14 protein-coding genes and 1 tRNA gene are annotated in these 17,318 nt (G+C 47.2%); 1 reads left to right on the top strand and 14 read right to left on the bottom strand.

What is annotated here, in order from left to right:
- Positions 1 to 30: 30 nt before the first annotated feature.
- From M2298_RS01220 to M2298_RS01180, 9 genes are all read right to left on the bottom strand, one after another.
- Positions 31 to 846 (bottom strand): MerR family transcriptional regulator, encoded by an 816-nt coding sequence (locus M2298_RS01220; protein WP_242772303.1) that lies wholly within the window; start codon positions 844 to 846, stop codon positions 31 to 33.
- Positions 847 to 1,327: 481 nt separating this feature from the next.
- Positions 1,328 to 2,167 (bottom strand): Ig-like domain-containing protein, encoded by an 840-nt coding sequence (locus tag M2298_RS01215; RefSeq protein ID WP_280648119.1) that lies wholly within the window; start codon positions 2,165 to 2,167, stop codon positions 1,328 to 1,330.
- A gap of 266 nt (positions 2,168 to 2,433) precedes the next feature.
- A complete protein-coding gene (locus M2298_RS01210; RefSeq protein ID WP_280648118.1) occupies positions 2,434 to 4,371 on the bottom strand; it encodes a TIGR03986 family type III CRISPR-associated RAMP protein in 1,938 nt (645 codons plus the stop codon).
- Entirely contained in the window at positions 4,349 to 5,002 is a 654-nt protein-coding gene (gene csx19, locus M2298_RS01205) for a type III-D CRISPR-associated protein Csx19 (RefSeq protein ID WP_280648117.1), read from the bottom strand. The genes M2298_RS01210 and csx19 overlap by 23 nt, the downstream gene beginning before the upstream one ends.
- Complete coding sequence (locus M2298_RS01200) at positions 4,999 to 6,420, bottom strand: RAMP superfamily CRISPR-associated protein (RefSeq protein WP_280648116.1); 1,422 nt, start codon at positions 6,418 to 6,420, stop codon at positions 4,999 to 5,001. Before M2298_RS01200 ends, csx19 begins: the two co-directional genes overlap by 4 nt.
- On the bottom strand, positions 6,417 to 8,615 hold the full coding sequence (locus M2298_RS01195) for an RAMP superfamily CRISPR-associated protein (protein WP_280648115.1): 2,199 nt from the start codon (positions 8,613 to 8,615) through the stop codon (positions 6,417 to 6,419). The genes M2298_RS01200 and M2298_RS01195 overlap by 4 nt, the downstream gene beginning before the upstream one ends.
- On the bottom strand, positions 8,612 to 10,213 hold the full coding sequence (locus M2298_RS01190; protein ID WP_280648114.1) for a hypothetical protein: 1,602 nt from the start codon (positions 10,211 to 10,213) through the stop codon (positions 8,612 to 8,614). The genes M2298_RS01195 and M2298_RS01190 overlap by 4 nt, the downstream gene beginning before the upstream one ends.
- Complete coding sequence (locus M2298_RS01185) at positions 10,210 to 11,205, bottom strand: DUF6602 domain-containing protein (RefSeq protein WP_280648113.1); 996 nt, start codon at positions 11,203 to 11,205, stop codon at positions 10,210 to 10,212. The genes M2298_RS01190 and M2298_RS01185 overlap by 4 nt, the downstream gene beginning before the upstream one ends.
- Before the next feature lie 414 nt (positions 11,206 to 11,619).
- A complete protein-coding gene (locus M2298_RS01180; protein WP_242772327.1) occupies positions 11,620 to 11,952 on the bottom strand; it encodes a hypothetical protein in 333 nt (110 codons plus the stop codon).
- A gap of 312 nt (positions 11,953 to 12,264) precedes the next feature.
- On the opposite strand from M2298_RS01180, the gene M2298_RS28220 reads away from it, so the two are divergent.
- Positions 12,265 to 12,405 carry a tyrosine-type recombinase/integrase gene (locus tag M2298_RS28220; protein WP_412679200.1) on the top strand — a complete coding sequence of 47 codons (141 nt, stop codon included), beginning with the start codon at positions 12,265 to 12,267 and terminating at the stop codon, positions 12,403 to 12,405.
- 386 nt (positions 12,406 to 12,791) lie between these two features.
- Here M2298_RS28220 and M2298_RS01175 read toward each other — a convergent pair whose 3' ends face one another.
- From M2298_RS01175 to M2298_RS01155, 5 genes are all read right to left on the bottom strand, one after another.
- Positions 12,792 to 13,226 (bottom strand): DoxX family protein, encoded by a 435-nt coding sequence (locus M2298_RS01175; RefSeq protein WP_122962939.1) that lies wholly within the window; start codon positions 13,224 to 13,226, stop codon positions 12,792 to 12,794.
- A gap of 625 nt (positions 13,227 to 13,851) precedes the next feature.
- Positions 13,852 to 14,811 carry an alpha/beta fold hydrolase gene (locus tag M2298_RS01170; protein ID WP_280648112.1) on the bottom strand — a complete coding sequence of 320 codons (960 nt, stop codon included), beginning with the start codon at positions 14,809 to 14,811 and terminating at the stop codon, positions 13,852 to 13,854.
- A complete protein-coding gene (locus tag M2298_RS01165; protein WP_280648111.1) occupies positions 14,801 to 15,373 on the bottom strand; it encodes a MarR family winged helix-turn-helix transcriptional regulator in 573 nt (190 codons plus the stop codon). The genes M2298_RS01170 and M2298_RS01165 overlap by 11 nt, the downstream gene beginning before the upstream one ends.
- A 368-nt stretch (positions 15,374 to 15,741) precedes the next feature.
- Positions 15,742 to 15,817, bottom strand: a tRNA-Ala gene (locus M2298_RS01160).
- A 349-nt stretch (positions 15,818 to 16,166) separates the two neighbouring features.
- Positions 16,167 to 17,252 (bottom strand): ankyrin repeat domain-containing protein, encoded by a 1,086-nt coding sequence (locus tag M2298_RS01155; RefSeq protein WP_280648110.1) that lies wholly within the window; start codon positions 17,250 to 17,252, stop codon positions 16,167 to 16,169.
- Positions 17,253 to 17,318: the final 66 nt, after the last annotated feature.

Genomic DNA, 17,318 nt, shown 5'->3' with positions numbered 1-17,318 from the left:
TCATTGAATCTCCTCTCCAGATGAACTTCCTCATGCTCTTTCTATGGCAACCTGCAACTCGGCAACGTGAGCTTCCGGATCGTTTGACTTTTCATGCGGCAAACAAATTTCGCGCCGCGGTTCATTCTCTTTCATACGATATCCGTTCCGTTCAATCCACGCTGCCAATACCGCGCTTGCACTACAGGGGCGAGTCGTCCGGCAAAGGTGGATAAGCGTAGCCATCATCGGAACTTCCGGCAATTGTTTCACCGTAAAAGGAGGCCGGCTCGGCATATCAAGAGTCAGAGGCCGTGCCACTTCCATGTCAATTTCGTCCTCGCTTTCTTCACAACCGTGCCAAAGTACAATTTGAGGCGTAGATGGCTGAACGGAATTTCCCAATTGATCATCCACCTGTTGGAAAAGCTCCGGAATTTGCTTGAGCGAAGCTTTTTGGCGGTAAGACAGCACCAGTTGAGGCCCGACTTCCTTTACAATAACGTCGTGCGACTTTTGATTCTCGCCTTCATTTTCGATGAAAGACAGCCGTTCCTTAATTTGCGCCAGCTTTGCCTGTTCCTTAGCCAAATTGGACAAAATCTCGCTTTCCTTCAACCGAAACATTCCCCGAATTTGTTCTTGCGAGATTTGTTCTCCTACCAACTGGCGAATTTGCTCTAACGAGAAGCCCAGTTCTTTAAAGGCCAAAATCCGATTGAGTTGAAACATTTGGTCAGCCGTATAATACCGATAACCTGTAAATCGGTCGGTGTGATTCGGCTTGAGCAAATTTAACTGGTCGTAGTAACGAAGCGTCTTTACGGACACCTGGCTGATTTTTGAAAACTCGCTGATTTTAAACATCCATCCATCTCCTTGCACGGGTCATTCTATTCTCTCCCTGGTCTTTCCGAGTATAACGTTCCAGTTGAGGGGAGAGTCAAGGGAAGCGATCTAGGAGAAATTTTCGTGTAAACCGGAATTTCTGCGTCTTCGCCATTTCTACCTGGAGCCGCTGAACCTGTCATTCGTCTCACCGTTTTAGTAGAAGACACTAGATTGGCAACAAGATTCCTGCATCATTCAGAGGAGAATCCTGTTCGCGAGTCTTTCGTTGCTCTAACGTATCGCGATTGCCCCTGCATTTATCTGAAAGTAAACAGGCCGCTCCCGACACAGAAAAAAGCAGCCTTCATTTTGGCTGCTTTGGATGTTTAAGTATGGTTAACCTACTAGCGCCTCCTTCACTCATGCGTTTTCTGGCTGCTAAAACGTTTTGAGGGCTGCGGTTTGAAATGAAAAAACCCAGGATTTCTCCTGGGGAATTGTGGTGCATGCAACAGAACTATGGAGTAGTGACAAACAAGATCGTGTATGTGGCTGTTGTCGTTCCATCCGTTGCTGTAACCAGCACATAATCTCCTGTTTCCAAAAGGTCGAAGGAACCTTTTTCGACGTGAGAAGCAGAGAACAGCTTGACCGTTGCGCCGTCTGGGCCTTCAAGATGCCCCATCAATGCAGAGCCGACATAGGTAGAACCACTGAAGAAGACAGCACTTCCATCAATCACTTTTGCGGCACTGTCGATTGTGAACATCGCAGTAGGTTTCGCAGTCAATGTCACATCATTGTTGATGGCAAAATCAGCGGTAACGGTCACAGAACCCTTCTGTACCACATGATGATCAGCATCATCAGTAATCACGTAGCTAATCACTGCTGAGCCTCCACCTTGCCTCGAAATCTTGCCCTCTGTGTCGACTGAAATTTTGCCTGGATTGCTTGATGTCCAAGTAATGGTTTGTCCGGAACCTGCCGTGATCGTTTGATCCGGGGATATAGCCGTATCGCCTTCAGCAAGGTTTCCATTCGTTCCAGTACCCGAGTATGAAGGGTTGGTTTCTTGCGCTGTAGCGTAGACTGTCACAGTGACACTGTTTACAGCTCCATTAGAACTTGTATATTGGATCGTTGTCGTTCCAGGTGAAACTGCCGTAATCACTCCAGTGAAAGCATTTACAGTCGCTACTGACGGATTGCTCGATGACCAAATCTTGGTTCCTGGTTCTGTTGTTGTTGCTGTTCTCGTAATTGTCTCGCCAATCTGTAAAACTGTTGCAGATGTACCTACTCCTGTAATTGCTTGTCCGCTATTTCCGGCTAACCCAAAAACGGGCTTTCGCACAGACCAACACCGTGCAGGCGCCTTTCAACGCACACGGCGTTCCACCAACGCTAAAGAAGGACTCCTTTCCTAGGACTTTAGAACTCCTACAACGGGCAATTTGATTGTATCATAGATTTCATCGGCTATAAAAGTAAATACTGAAAAATCAGTTTTGGGGGCAACATGTAAGCAGTTCGCGTAATTATTCTGTTTCAAGTAGAAACGATAAGACCGCTATAGGTTACGCACGCGATCTTTTTCGGAACGTTGTTGAACTATGAACCTTACTCTTTCTTATCAAGTTCAAACAGATGGGCAAATTGCTTAACTCCCACTTCCTGTTCAACTGTAGGAAGCACCTTTGAAAACTGATTTTTGACCACATTTGCCTTAAACCACTGATGAGAGGCACTGTCGTTGATTGTACTTGTTTCCTCTCCAGATCGCACCCTCGGGTAAGAAACAAACTTAGAGAGTGGAGACTTGTAATTCAGCAAATGTTGGAGTTGTTCCATAGCTCTCGATAATTTTGGTGTATGCTTCTCCAGTTCATTGGAATCCAAAAGAGATAACGTCCTCAATCCGTTAGTAGAGTCGATCCGTCGAATCCATACGTTTTCCGGTTTTATTTTCGCACTCCCGTAACCAAGTGGCTTGCCGTGACCGATTTTGTGGGCGTATTGGTCGCTGTTCCCTAATGCCAACGACCAATATAGCTGTGCGAGTTCCTTTATTGTCACTTGGTCAAAATAGAGACGAAACCGAAAAGTATTATCTTCATTGATTGCCCGAACTTCTTTTTGCATCGCCAAGTTTCCATCCGATTGACTCGAATCGCTATTTTCTTCTCCCAGCTTAGGCGAATGATGCCAATAAAACTTTCGCCCTCTCAGTCGAGATTCATGTGATTTCAAGAGCCGAATTTCTTTCGAAGATTCCAGGACATCCTCATACGTCCATTTCTTGTAACCAAAATCCCTCTTTACAGGGGGCATTGTATAAAATTCGACTGCCCCCGGCTTTGGTTCTCCCAATTCTGGCAAGACTATTGACTTATACATACCTCCACGTGTTTGATTGGAATCATTAGGCACATACTCAGCATCTGAAAAACGAATACGCGAGCCAAGTGAAGATTTTGGTTTTTCCCCTATCATCCCAAATAAACCGCAAGCAGGACAAACATGGCTCCGATCTGTACACGGTTGATATTTTCCATTCTTATCCAACAAATCAGCGATTGTTTTGCGATACACTTCTTTGGACATCATTGCCGGTGTCAAATAAATAGCCTGCTCAGTTGCTCCCTGCTTGTATGTGCTGTAATAAACAAGCAACTGACCCTGTCCGCCATTTTTCCGAAGCCTGTCAAATATCTTTCGGTACTCAGCATATCCGGTATGCCCTGTTGGGCCGATATGCCGGTTCAACTTGTCATCTGCATACTGAGTCAATACCTCATTCAATCGGTTGATTTCGTCGTCATGTACAAGAATTTTAGTTTTATGTGGGGTGGTCACAAAAACTGACTCGTATTTTTTGGATTCAAACGCTTCTCCTTTATGTAAATATCCTGGATTGAAATCATTTTTTTTAAAATGACCTTTTTCTATCTCTAAAACTCTTTTAACCTTTGTTCCTCCGACTATAACCGAGACTGTTTCTCCCTCCTTCCATTGATTATAGATCTCACGTGACACAATGTACTTATCATCGGCTCCACCACTTCCTTCAGGTGCAACAGAAAGAGGATATCTCCTGCAAGGCTCTATCGTCCACCGACCTTCTTCCCTCCGCAGAATCCCAGCCTGCTTTACCTTCATCGTCCTCCGATACAACGTTCTTCCAATATCCGCCGTCGAAAGGCAACCGTTGAATGCCGCTTCATATACACTGCGTATGACTCCGCGCAGCTCGGAGCCAGGGATTACCGGTTCGTGAAAGTCTTTCAGGGTAGCTTCATCTTCGACTTCTTCGAGATTTGTATAGGAATAAAAATTGTAACTCTGCTCAATTTGCGTCCCGGAAGTATGCAGCGCCTTGTCATTCGATGTATTGGGAATAATCAGCGGTGTCAAGGTAGTGAGCGAGCATTCGATATAGCCCGTCAACCGCTCCCCTTCCCGATAATATTCAGCAGGATGACGTTCGCATCTCCCATCCAGCGGAACGAAGTTGTACGGATTTACGAATCGTTTTTTAGTTTCCTTCCAACCTTTCACGATTTTCCACTCCCCTTTCGCCCCAATCGACAAATTTGACAAAGCGTTCATCTATAAATCGATACAAACCGGAGTAATCAATATCCGTTGCTTCGACACCCGGGTGTTGTCGGCAAAATTCGATATAGCTGCGCACAATTAGTCCCTTGCTCCTTGCCCGTCCTTTTGGTTCCGGCACATAGAGACGCGTCCCTCGCTCCGAGGAAAGCAGACACCATTCTGGCACAGTCGTTCTGCCGTTTCTGCCGCTTGTATCGACCGAGCCCCAGAGCTTGTGCGTCTCTTCGTAAACCGTGTATGGCTTGCTGGTTGTGTCCTCGTCTTCCTGCAGCACCCGGCAGCAAAAAGCTTCTCCTGTGCGAACAGCCTTGAACTCGGCCAATTTGTCAAACAGCCGCAGTTCCCGCACATAACGGAGCGAATCCAGCACCACCGGGAAACCATCGACGATCAACGTAATCTCGCCGTCGCGGTACCAACCGAAAGCAACTGCATGATCCATCACCGCATACGCGAAGGCTTCAGCGAATGAATCAACTGTTTCCCGCGCCAGCTTCATAACGGTCTGCTCATCGACATCGCTTTGTACCTGGCGTTTTAAAAACACAGTTTCATCTACTGTCCGTTTCATGCCTGATTCTCCTCCTGATGTTGCGGATCGCACCATATCAGTGCTTGGCGGCTGCATCTGGACTCGAACCCGGGATCGATAGCCTTGCCGTCCAGCTGAATTTCTCCTGCCTTTTCCATGACACCGCGCCCAATCGCTGTTTCGCCGCCAATCGGCAACAGACCGTCTTGCAAATCCCGCGCCATCCACAGCAGCAAACCACAAATTACCTCATGTGACAAGGCCAGCCCATGCGCGTCCACTTCTGTTTTCTTGTCCATCCAGCGAATGACCAGCTCAACATGTCCATGTACCCATGGTCTAGTCGTAAACAATGCGCCACTCTTGACACCACCTGTAAAGCGGTCTACTGCTGTTCGTGAGGTCAGCAGCGCCGTGCCCCCCACGATTTCTGTTTCTTCTATGCGCAACAATGACGCTTCCAGCCGATTTCGATTTTCTGGCGCCCCATCTGTCCAAGAGCCGAATAACTGACTGATTTTGAAAGCCGCCAGATTCCGGTCCGCACTTATTTCCTCTACGATTCGCAGCAGATGACGCCGAATGGCTCCTGCCCAGCTCGTACCTGGAATAACGGGAAGATTTTTCGCTCCTCCGGTCAATTGCTCGTAATCGACTTTCCCGGACGAAGAGGTGTTATACTGTCGAATCATCATGGTCTGTCTGACAGCAAGCGGAATCCGAAGCTCATGCCATCTGGAGTTCGCTCGCAAGGAACGGAGACAACTGTTTTCCGTTTGCCGCAGCGTACTCTCGCCTGGTTGCCAGTCTATGGAGTAGTCGAAGTCATTCTCCTGCCAGTCCCAATCGAGCCAGCGCAGGTTGTCCCGTTCCATGCCTTTCAAATGCTGAAAGGCAGTGATTGACACACGCTCCAGCTTCAGACGCCCGAATCCTCGCCTGCTCTTGGCACCGAAGGTCAGCTCGCCCCGGGCGATGCCGTCCAACAGCATGCACAACAGCGCCTCCTCCTTCTCCTCCTGTATCACACTGTCTTCGCGCAAAATCCACTCCAGCCTCATCCGGAACGAACTGCCGCTCTCCACGATTTGCAGCTCATACTTTGCCTGATCTTCGGCCGTTTTAAATTCATCCAGTTTCACTCCATCCCTGCGAGAAAAAATCCTTTCCCCCCGGTCTGGCGAAAACAGCTCTGTGTGATAACAATGCAGTCGACTGCGATACCCTTCCCTTGATCCGAACAAGTTCGTCAAGGCATCTGTCTGATCGGGAAAAGACGTTTTTAAATAATGCAAACTTGCCCCTGCCAGCGAGCTGCCAGGCAAATAAGGACGTCCAGCGGAATCCACGATCACATCGAAATCTGTTACGATATCTTTGCCTGAGCCTGCCAACAACGGGGAAGCCAGGCAGCCCTCCAGCAGCAGACAATAACGTTTGACAATTGGATTGCTCATTTTCTTCCCCTCGCTTTCAGCTCCAACGCTCGTAAATACGATTGAATAAACACACTGCTTTTGTTTTCGCAAGGCTGGATCAGTTTCATACAAGCCTGGTTCGTCTGCGATTGCTCGATTTCCTCGACTTGTTTCTGCAGCGTCTCATAGCTGCTCTGGTTGTCGTTAGTTGTTTTCGCCCATAACCTCATCTGCTGGATCTTGGTAAGCCCCACGCTTTTAAAAGCATCAGCGAAATTGCTCACAGTCCTCTCAGCGCACTCGACTCCCGCCGCCTGTTGTTCCAGTATCCACAGCTTGTCCTGCCTGCGTTTGGCAAGCCAGATCAGTAGCGGGTGGGCTGACGCCTCTTCGACAGGTTGTGATTCTTCCAGCTTCACCGCAGACAATGTAAACGATTGTGCCTGCTGCAGTTGCTCTTCAGCAAGAGGAATCGCCCGAACCTGTCCGTTGCCCTCTCCTGTATCCCATCCCCAAAACATCGATTCCAGTTTCTCGGCAGCGATCGGCGGCGTCAGTTTTACAATTAGGGTTGTGCCAGCATCCAGTGCTGCATTCTGTGGTTTCGGCAGCCTCCATTTGGCGTTGTAGCCGGATAAGGTCGTGTAACGTAGCTGCGCCGCTTTCACTTCAACATCGCAACCAAGCTTGTCAGTAATCTGCTTTTGCAGCCACCTTGGGGCTGGGTCAGGACGGCCGCTCTCGTCCAATAGCAACATCGGTGTGACAAAAGATAACGCGACGAAAGCAGACGGTTCTCGGGCTGGCTCGCCCGATAGCAGCACCGGGCAAAAATCGTGACGAGGAACGAAGTGGACATTGCCGTATTCTGCTGTACGTGAACGTCCCATTCTCAGTCGGTTCCGGTACTTTGCGGCCAAATCAACCAGCAGTTGGACATCCTCGCGTCTACCTTGCAACACTCCATAGAACCGCTGGCCAGCCTCTATCGCTTCATATTGAAAAAGTTGCCCGCGGTTTGCAGAATCTTGTTGCAGTGGTACTCCCTGCTTTTGTGCATCTGCCGGCTGCTTCTCGCCAAGCGCTCGTCCAATGGCTCGGTTGCTCGCCCGAGCGTGATGCATGCGTACTTGTTTGCGAACTTTATACTTGTACAAGGTCGGTTTTGCCTGTTCTGTATGCGACGTTGGCAACGCCATGTGCACCATTCCGTCCAAATTTCGCAAGACCGTGTCAGATGGCTCCGAGCCGCGCATCAGATCAAAGCCATCATTTGCATTCTTTTGCTGCTGCCACATGGCGGCACTGGGCGCAAATACCCGACTGCCAACCAATGGCAGGGCATAGCCGAAGCTAACCCCGCCTCTGAGAAATATTCGTGAAAAGCGCTCATCTTCATGTGCCTGCTGACCGCATTGATACTCGCGGATGTACAACTCAGCGAAGACACCGAGCAGCGTACTGCCCGGAATCCATTCCTCGCTCCTGTCCGCAAGCCCTTTGCGTCCTGCAATGACAAGCGGCTGCTCCAGTTCAAGGTGAAAGGGCAGCTCTACCCTGCCATCGCCTAGCTCCTTCATGACAGCAGTACCTGATTGAACGAGTTCTTCTTTAGGATAGGAAAACTTTGTTAATTTACAGCGAACCTCGCCGCTGCCACGCGTACTTGCCAATCCAAGGTGACGCAGCCCCTTGACGCACATTTGCAGCGTATTCTCCAGCACCTCGGAGTTGACCTCTTCGTCTAATTCGACGTAGCTGCGCAATACAATTCCTTTGTTTACCGCTCTCACGGTACGCAAATTCCCTTCCTTCGCTGAACCATCCTGTTCATCAATCGCAGTACGGGTATGCAAATCTGTAAACGCCTCCAGTACCTCCTGCTCCTGCCACTCGCTCTCCCGAAGCTGGCGCAGCAATTCGGGAACATGTTCAACCACTTGTGTCGACGAGCCGTCCGGGATTTGATACAAATGGGCATCATGAATTTGCAGCGGCGAGCTGACGTCAAGCCCGGCCTTGCCAAATACCGCATATAAATCTCTTGCTTTCAGCAGGCCCCAGTCCACCATCTCTTTGCCTACTTCGAGCAGCGCACCCTTCAGCCGCTTCGCCGGAATGACAGGGAGTCCGTGTACATGGGCAATGTCGATATCAACAAGCCCATTCAATGTATCTCCCGTCCCCGTTGTCAATTCGCTTCTCAGTTCAATATCCAGCCATCCACTTTTCATTCGGCGCCCCCCTTGCCGCAGGTCCACACCTTCTGGTCAAACATCTGGTACAAGTCCAGTGCGTCGAGCAACAGCTTGCGCACATCGATTGGAATATCCTGTTGTTTGTTATCCAAACAGCCGACTTCATCAACAGGCAAAAGCATATCCACCTCGTAGCCGCGCGACCTGCATTCCTGCAAGTAAAACCGCAGTTGCTCTGAATTGCCCAACAAAGCGGAATACAGCTTTTCCAACCTCCAGTTCGGCCACTTGCTCTCGGTAATCCTGGCTATACATTTTGCCAATATGGAAAAGTCGTCCAAACGTTGCTTACAACTCGATGCCATCTGCGCAAGCAAGTTTTCCGCCCCAAAAGAAATGCGATACGGACCTGCCTGCAATTGTTCACGATTTGAATTTTGCGGAATGCTGTCTCTTACCATTTCAAAATCCAGATAGGCATGGCTTCCACCCTCGTCTGTCCGCTTCCGCTTCGCCCTCTTGCAGCAGGCTTCCGCAACTTCATAACCCAAATTGAATGGAAAATGGCTATGCATAAGCGCAACACCGGCACAAGCTGACAACGAGATACCATCGCTTGGCACATCACGGGATGCCTTTTCCAACTCCTCCAACATGCGAGCTGCAAACGGAACTCCCCAGGCGCCAAGACACACGATGGTCAGGTCGTCTCCATCCATAATGAGCGGCCGCATAGGCAAGTAAAGTGATTTAGGGGAACCGGATTCCGAATGCTGAGCTTCCATCAGGCTGATCGTCGCCTGCTCAAACACTTTGGAATAGCCGCTGGAGATTTGCTCGGACAGCCTCCGCATTGCCTGTACCTCATCAGAATAAGAGAGCTTTTTCTCCTTAATCTCGTTTTCCTTTTGTTTCAGTTGCATTCCCATCCCGTTTCCGTCGATATGTATGATGGCGATGAAGCTATCCGTGTCTCGCCCCTGGATCATATGGTCTAGTTCAAGCGTCCAGTTTTTATAGCCGAACACATTGGATGGGAAAGGAACAATCTCCTGTGCGTTTTCCTTTGGAATTGCCGCCAGCTTCAGCCATTGCAGTCTGGAAACATTTTGTTGTACACCCTCACTGAAATCGGTAATCGGCAGTCCGCTTTGGTTTTCCTGTTCCGATACGGGAAAAGCTCCGGGAGGTTGGGGCCGCAGCATTTGTGCCTTCACTTTGGCCATGCGCCGTTCCAGCCTTTGCTTGTCTTCGATAAAGCTTTGCCCATTCGATTCAATGGCCGCCACCGCCAAATAAAGCGTACGGCTGCGTTCCAGCAAGCGTTTTGCCAACTGTTCGTTGACCGCGTGAAAGTCGTCTACATCCCGAAAAGCGACGAAAGCATTGCCTCCGCCAACGTAAATGACCTCGATCATGACAGCCTGATTCGCCAGGAGAGAAAACGGCTGCTCACTCCAGTTGCAAATCACCCGCTGCCCCGCATCGTCAGGATACTGTTGCTTCAAAATGTCTGGCAGATGCACTTTGAGTACATCTCCAACAATCCGGGATGCGCCGATATTTTCCTTCATGCGCCTCGACTGAAAAATGTATTCCTGTATGCCGCTCACATCGTAGTTGGCAAGTATCATTTAGTGCCTCCTGATTTTGCTCCCGTTTGCTCCTTACCTACACGATCCGTGTTAATTAAATGCTCCCGGAACATATTGACATAAGATTGGTGCGGGAAAAACATCGGGTTGTTAATGAGCATCAGCAGTTGGTTCAATTGGAAGGTGAGCGACAAAATGACGTTTTCGCCCTCCTTATCGATCTCCAGTTCTTTTAATGTTTTGCCGAGAGAGGAGCCGCCCATGGCTACCTTTTCATAATCGTCGCACTCCTTATATTGCTTCAGATCATAATGATTCAGTTCCTTGTACCACTCCCTGTAATCCCAATTCTCATTGGGTATGACTTGGCTCAACTGGTTGTTTTCATCAACGTTCAGGATGATGTCGAAGTCTTTTGCGTTTCCATGCTGTATGGTACCCGCCTTGTGTGGATCGGCCGGATTTCCTTTTTCCACCAAAGAACACAAAATTAATATTGGGCGAGTGGCAGTTTGAGATTGTTGTTTTTTCTCCTTTTCTAGTAGCATTTTTGCCGATTCCAAATTATTGTGATTCAAGCCGGGTAAGACTCGCGTGACTGAATCAAAAGCTGGCAACAACCGCTTTATAGATTTCGCCCAATCCTCTGCGCCATTAATATTCGAGCTTTTGCATTGCACAGCTACTGCAACCGCTTCAATCGGAATGAATTTGATTTTGCCAAACTTGAAAATATATGGGGTGTAGTTCTCATCAAAAATAGCCAAATCCACCTCATCCGAAATGTGCCCCTCGGAGTCAATGATGAACACGCCTTGCTCGATATGAAACTTGCGAGGCACCATTTGCACAAACAAGCTCTTCCATACTTCTTCACGATGACTTCCTGTCGTCACATGATGATTCGGCGTCTTCAAGGTCAACTGCTGCGCAAGTGAACCAGCCAATCCTTTATAGTTGTCAATGATGGCACGAACTGTATTTTTTTCTGCTTTGATTCGTTCTTCCTTCTGCTTCGTCTCCTTGTCCATTCTTTATGTCCCTCCCAGTTTTCTGATCATTGTTTGTAAAGTGATGTGCTGATCTGATTGGATGGCATGAATGCTGGCATTCTCTCAATAAGGCTTCGTGTGGCGACCACAAAATTCAATGCAAGCTTCAATTAAAGTGAAATCAAACTTTTGACATAGTTCATAAGAATCATGCCCTTATCCCAAAATTTCGACTCATTATTACAAACTCCTCCCTGATTATCCCAATTAGAGAAAAATCAAGCGCATTGCCGATCTTTGCTTTTAACTAGAAAGGATGGTCATCTGTATGCAACAAATTGAAAGAGCGACACGATTGCAATGTCGGTATGGAGGCAGTGAAGAAACTGCAATAACAGATCAGTAATAATAAAGAAACGCGCAAGGTGCGCGTGAAAAAATTGAATATGTATTTTATACACTTGCGCCCATTATCACTTTCCATTGGCCATCTTTTCTATAGATTGGCACTGTTAAGTAACGACAATTTCCGTCTTTTTGAAATTTAACTTGAGCCATGACGAGATTATTATCAATTTCTATCATTTTTCCAATGCTGGCCATTGAAGTAGAGTCTTGACTCAAGAGAGAGGGATAATCTCTTCTCCGTGCATCATCATCCTGGTATCTAATATCTATGGAATGCTCAATCATTTGCTCTACATCTCTATGTTCTTGAGCGCTTTTGAAGAAAACTAATACCCTAAATGCTTCTACAGTTGGATTATCAATGTTTTCCTGATTCAAAAAATAACCTCCATTTAGTCTATTTGATAAAAAATTACAATTAGTAATACGAGACTATTGGCTTTTTGTTTCAAATAACGCAACACATGATTAATAAAGGAGTAAGAACACAGAAGGAGCGAACGTTCTGAATAAGTGGTGAGCCCTATGAGTGCTGCGATTGCAAACGAATAAAAGACCAAAACTGAAGAAGTAATGGCAAGCGTGGAGCGGATAAGAGGTTAGCGAAGTTTGTTATTGAAGTGGGCACAGGCGAATATATTGCTACAGTGAAAATGACTTTTAGCTCTTTTGTAAAAAAGGGGAGAAAAAATGTCTCTCACTACTTTAGATAGCCATGACACCTATTTGAAAAGTCATATATTACCCTCTTTTGGTCCCTTACGGATAAACCAGATAAAAACTACTCAGATTGTAACTTTTTTGGTGAACCGGCTGAACCCAGTATACTAAAAGTATGCTCGCATATTGTCCAGCACTACTCACTTCAATCAAAGAAATGAATAGATGTACAGCATGTGCATTCCGCGATCTAAACCAGAAAATTAGCTAATTACGTCAACAATCCGTAAACAGCCTCAATAATCGATTGCTGCTGTATCATTCGTAATCAAAGTCTTGTAATAATCAAAACCCTTGATTCCTCAAGGGTTTTAAGTGTTGTTATATGATGGAACATAGCCGGATTAAACCACTGACCTCTACATTGCCAGCGATGCGCTCTCCCACAATAGTTTGTTTCACTCCCCATAAATCCGAAACAAACTAAACGACACATAATGAACGAGGCACCTGGAACATCGTTTTACTATAGTGAGAAAGTTATGCAAGCCACAAGTTTACCCCGCCAACAGGACTGCTGCTAAAAAGACGAACTGAAGCACTGTACGAAGAAGTAGCTTAGGTACAGGTCTCCCCCCAATCGTTAAGGATTCCCTGGCCGCACGCACATTGGCTGGGAACATCGCCACCAGCAGCACTGCCAAACCTATGGAAGCCGCCTGAGAGGTGGCTGGGAACAGAATGCCGATGGCTCCGGCAATTTCCAGCAGCCCGGTAGCTGTCACGATCCAACCTGGCTTCGGAAAAATCGGCGGAACCATGCGGATTAGGTCAGGACGTTTTGCCCCCCAGTGGGCAGAAGCGGTAAGCAGCAGCATAACAGCTACCGCTCCCTGAAGCGAGGAATGCCACCCTTCGAAATAAGACAAGCCGATTAACCCGAGAATCTTGAACAGCAGAAAAGCTCCGACAAGCACGTAAAAAGGCACCATTTTCATCTCTCCCTTTAGGAATCTGCTTATTAAGGAACGTGACGAGGGTCAGACCCTTGTTCTATTCGCTGTTGTCCCCAGCCTTTTATAGAAGCCTGTCACTGCCAAGAGGTATACCATCAACCATCACGATGGGCGGTCGCCGTAATGGCGATGCCGAAAACTGCCCAAGAGCGGGAAGTCTCACGATACTCCTTGGAGATTTTGCCGCTTTTGATGTGGTGGAAGCTGTAGCGAATCATTCTGAGCTGCAACGGAATAAGTACGGCTAACCAGGCTAGTTTGTATCTTTATGCGGGGCATTTGGTGTCTCTATGCCAATTATAAAATACCGACCGTCGGTTTGTAAATGGGCGATCTCTTTTTTGGAAATATTTATCCTTGCGCTTTTTCCCTTTCCATAAAATGGGGGGTCTTTAGGAAACTATGCTATTTTTAGTCAATAAGATATGCTCATATAATGTTTGAATCTCACAACAAAAAACGGCACCTCTGCCGTTTTTCTTACGTTTCATATGGTGGAGCGTAGCGGGATCGAACCCCTGACCTCATCGCCGCCAGTGTAGCCCTCTCCCGTAGTGGTCAGTTTCACTACCCACACCGACTAATGGTGTTATTGCCACAGTTATTCTTTCTTGTTTATTTCTAGCAATGCATCAAAGAACAGATCAGGTTGATCCATCATCGTCATATGTCCGGCATTGGGAATAATATATATACCTTTATTCGGAGCTTCTATTTCTTCAAAGTATTTCTGGGCTATGACATATGGGGCCTGCCAGTCATTCCCGCCCAAAACATAATAGATTGGTACTTTATACTCTGCCTTTTCATTGCGTAAGTTGAAATCTCCCAGAAACCTGTGAAGATGTGCATTTGCACGAAAAATCTTCATAAACGCGACAATATCCGAAAATCTGAAAATGGGGCTCTTGAACATCGTTATCCAAACCGAAAGATCAAATTTTATGCCCAAGTTATATTTTCCTTGAAGCTTCCTGACCTTTTCGCACTTTTTCAAAAACTCTTTGTCAAAAACGATCTTATTACCTGGATATTCACCGATTGACTGAAGCATTTTTTTGGATTTTTGGTCACCGGATAGCTCAATCATTTCGAGAAGTTTGTTGTAGCCAACTTGCTCATTCTCCAGCATATTGACAACTTGCCCGACGCCTATGAAATAAGCTGCCTCTTCGGGATGTTTTCTGATAAATATCGATCCTAAAACACTGCCCCATGAATGGCCAAGAATTACGATCTTTTGCTTGTCATATTTCTTTTTCAGGTACTGAATGATTTCATACAAATCCTGTAGCAGCAATTCAATTGTAGGCAACTTATCTGGATTCTTCGTCAATGTTTTCCCAGCCCCGCGCTGATCCCAATGCACAACAGTATAAATTTCCTCCCATTTTTCCTGAAATTTCTTCGTGAATAAGGATTCGACCGATCCGGGTCCTCCGTGCAAAAACAGCATAACGGGATTCTCATTGTTTGTTCCCATGTGATACAAAAATTGACTGATGCCATTTATGGTTACATATTCCTCAAGACAAATCGTCCTCTCCGATTTATTCTTCATCTTTTGCATCCGCCTTCTTTGTTTGTTTTCTTCGTTTTTCGAATTCCATCAACACTCTTGCTTGTATTTCATTTTGATTTTCAACGTGTTCCAAGTAGCCTTCCTCTTCAAAACCGTCCTGATCTTCACCGTCAAATCGGTACATTTTCTTCAACAAGCCCCATGTTTGTTCCAGTTCCTTTGCCGTAAATTCTCTAAAAAGATCCGTAAAAAAATAGATTCCTCTTTCGGCCGCTTCCAATAACACCTGTTTTCCCGATTCCGTGATTTGGACATTGACAGCGCGCTTGTCCTTTCGGCTGGGTGTAATGTGCACGTATCGTTTCTTTTCCAATATCGAGATGATTTGTTTCACATTTTGTTTGCTGGTGCCAAGTTTTTTTGCGATGTTGTTGAGTGTTGTATCTTCTTCCTGCAGATGGGCAATTGCCAACATCGCCATGTACTGTCTGGATGTCAGACTCTTTAGGTATTGATCGCCTGTTATCTGAATCTTATTTGCAAGCGAAAACAGGGTGGCATAGGTCTGCTGCATTAAAAATAACTCTTTGAAAATATCCATAAACACCTCTCCCATTAGACAATATATAGTCTAATGGGATCATATCAAGGAAGGGAAGTTAAGTCAATATATTGTCGTTATTTGTGGGTAAGTGAAATTTTGAGTGGGACTCCGTCTTCCATAAACAGCAAAAAACCCATGATTTCTCAAGGGTTCTACATTCTTATATATAATGGAACATAGCGGGGGGCGAAGCTCTGATCTCTTCACTCCCCAGTGTAGCATTCTTCCGTGGTGAAAGTTGATACATCATTCAAGAATTCTCTACTTTCCCCAATAAACATTTGATTCACTACACTGTGCTGTGTAAGTAGGCAACCTCACTATAATAAAAAAACGGCATCTCTGCCGTTTTCCTGTGTTTCATATGGTGGAGCATAGCGGGATCGAACCGCTGACCTCTACACTGCCAGTGTAGCGCTCTCCCAGCTGAGCTAATGCCCCATTATGTATTCTTCAGCGATATTACCGCCTCAGTGTTCTAAGTATAGCACACGGTCCGTTTACACTGCAAGCGAAAAAACAGGAAAAATTCCCACTCCTTTTGAAAAATCCTTCGGCCATTCCTTCGCCTTTTCATTTAAAGAAGGGAGTCGTTAGTTTGATGACCTGATGGTGTGTCAGCTGTGCTAATCGTGCTTTCTTTTTGGGGAGCAGCCGAGTGGCGAAGAGGAATAGGGGGCAAAGCTGGTGGGTGACCCTTCCGCTCCAGTTGCTCTCTCTGACTCACCCCACCAAGCCGCAAACATTACTCCCCAGACCCCTTACCTGCCTCCCTCTCTCTTCCCACGCCCTACTCTCCCAACTCCCCCTCCATAAACTTCATCAAATAAACCTCCGGCCGCTTCATAAATTCTGCAAAGCTGGCCAGGTCGGCATATTCCTGGTGCTCCTCGTCGTAGCAGCCGATCATGCCTTTTTTCTGTGGATTCCATACCAAAACCAGACCGGAGTAGTTGTCGACGCAGGCGGAGATGCGCAGCAGCTTTTTGCGGCCGATTTTCATTTCGACTGTATCTGTCAGGGACAAAAAATCGATGTGCTTTATCTCGAAATCATTGTCTGCAAGCTTCACGTGCAAGTTGTCTCCGGTGAGGAAGGCGATTAGCTCGGCGGACAGCTTGTGCTTTTGCAGTTCGTATTTTCTGTTCTCCAGATCATGCAGCTCGGCGGGCTCCAACGATTTTAAATAGGCGGCCAGTTCCTCCTGCTTGTTGCTGACGGCAATCGTATAGGGGCGCTCGCCGCCTTTTTCCGCGAAGGTGACGTCTGCGCCGCGCTCGACCAAGTATTTGACCATGCCGACGTTGCCCATGCGGGTTGCGACGGTCAGCGGTGTTGCCTTGTACGGATAGACCATGTCTGGCTGATTGTAGTTGATGTCTACGCCATGCTCCAGCAAGTAATCGATTGTTTTGCGGTCGTTGTCCGCTGCGGCCTTGCGCAGCACCTCTCCCGCGTGCTGTCTGATGTCCAGACCGAGCTCGTGGATCAGCGGGATATTGCTTTTTTGGCCGTAGTAGGCTTGCTCATATGCGCCGGACTTGACCCGGTTCAGCATATCCATGCGGGCGCCTTGCTCTGCGATATAGCGAACGATGTTTTCTTTGCAATAGCGGACAGCCAGCAAAAAAGCAGGCTTCTCTTTCGCATTGAGGTTGGCGCCGTGTTCGACGAGAAGCTTGACTACTTCCAGCTTCTCCGCCATTAACGCCAACTCCATCGGGCTGACTGTCGTGTATTGGCTCAAGACGATTTCTTTTTCCAGATCCCAGCCGGCTGCCAAAGCTGCCTGCAAAGCGTCGACATTTCCTTCGTAAATGTGCGCTGCGATTTCTGGCAACACCTCAAAATTCCCTAAGTCCTTGATCTTGGGCATGTGTGGCCCTCCCTTTTCTCTTTTCCCTAAAAAAAGAGGGTCTCCTGCCGAATACTCGGCTGATGA

The organism is Brevibacillus sp. 1238, from assembly GCF_029892995.1.
GTDB classification, from domain to species: Bacteria; Bacillota; Bacilli; order Brevibacillales; family Brevibacillaceae; genus Brevibacillus; species Brevibacillus parabrevis.
This window is presented reverse-complemented; position numbering and strand designations above follow the sequence as displayed.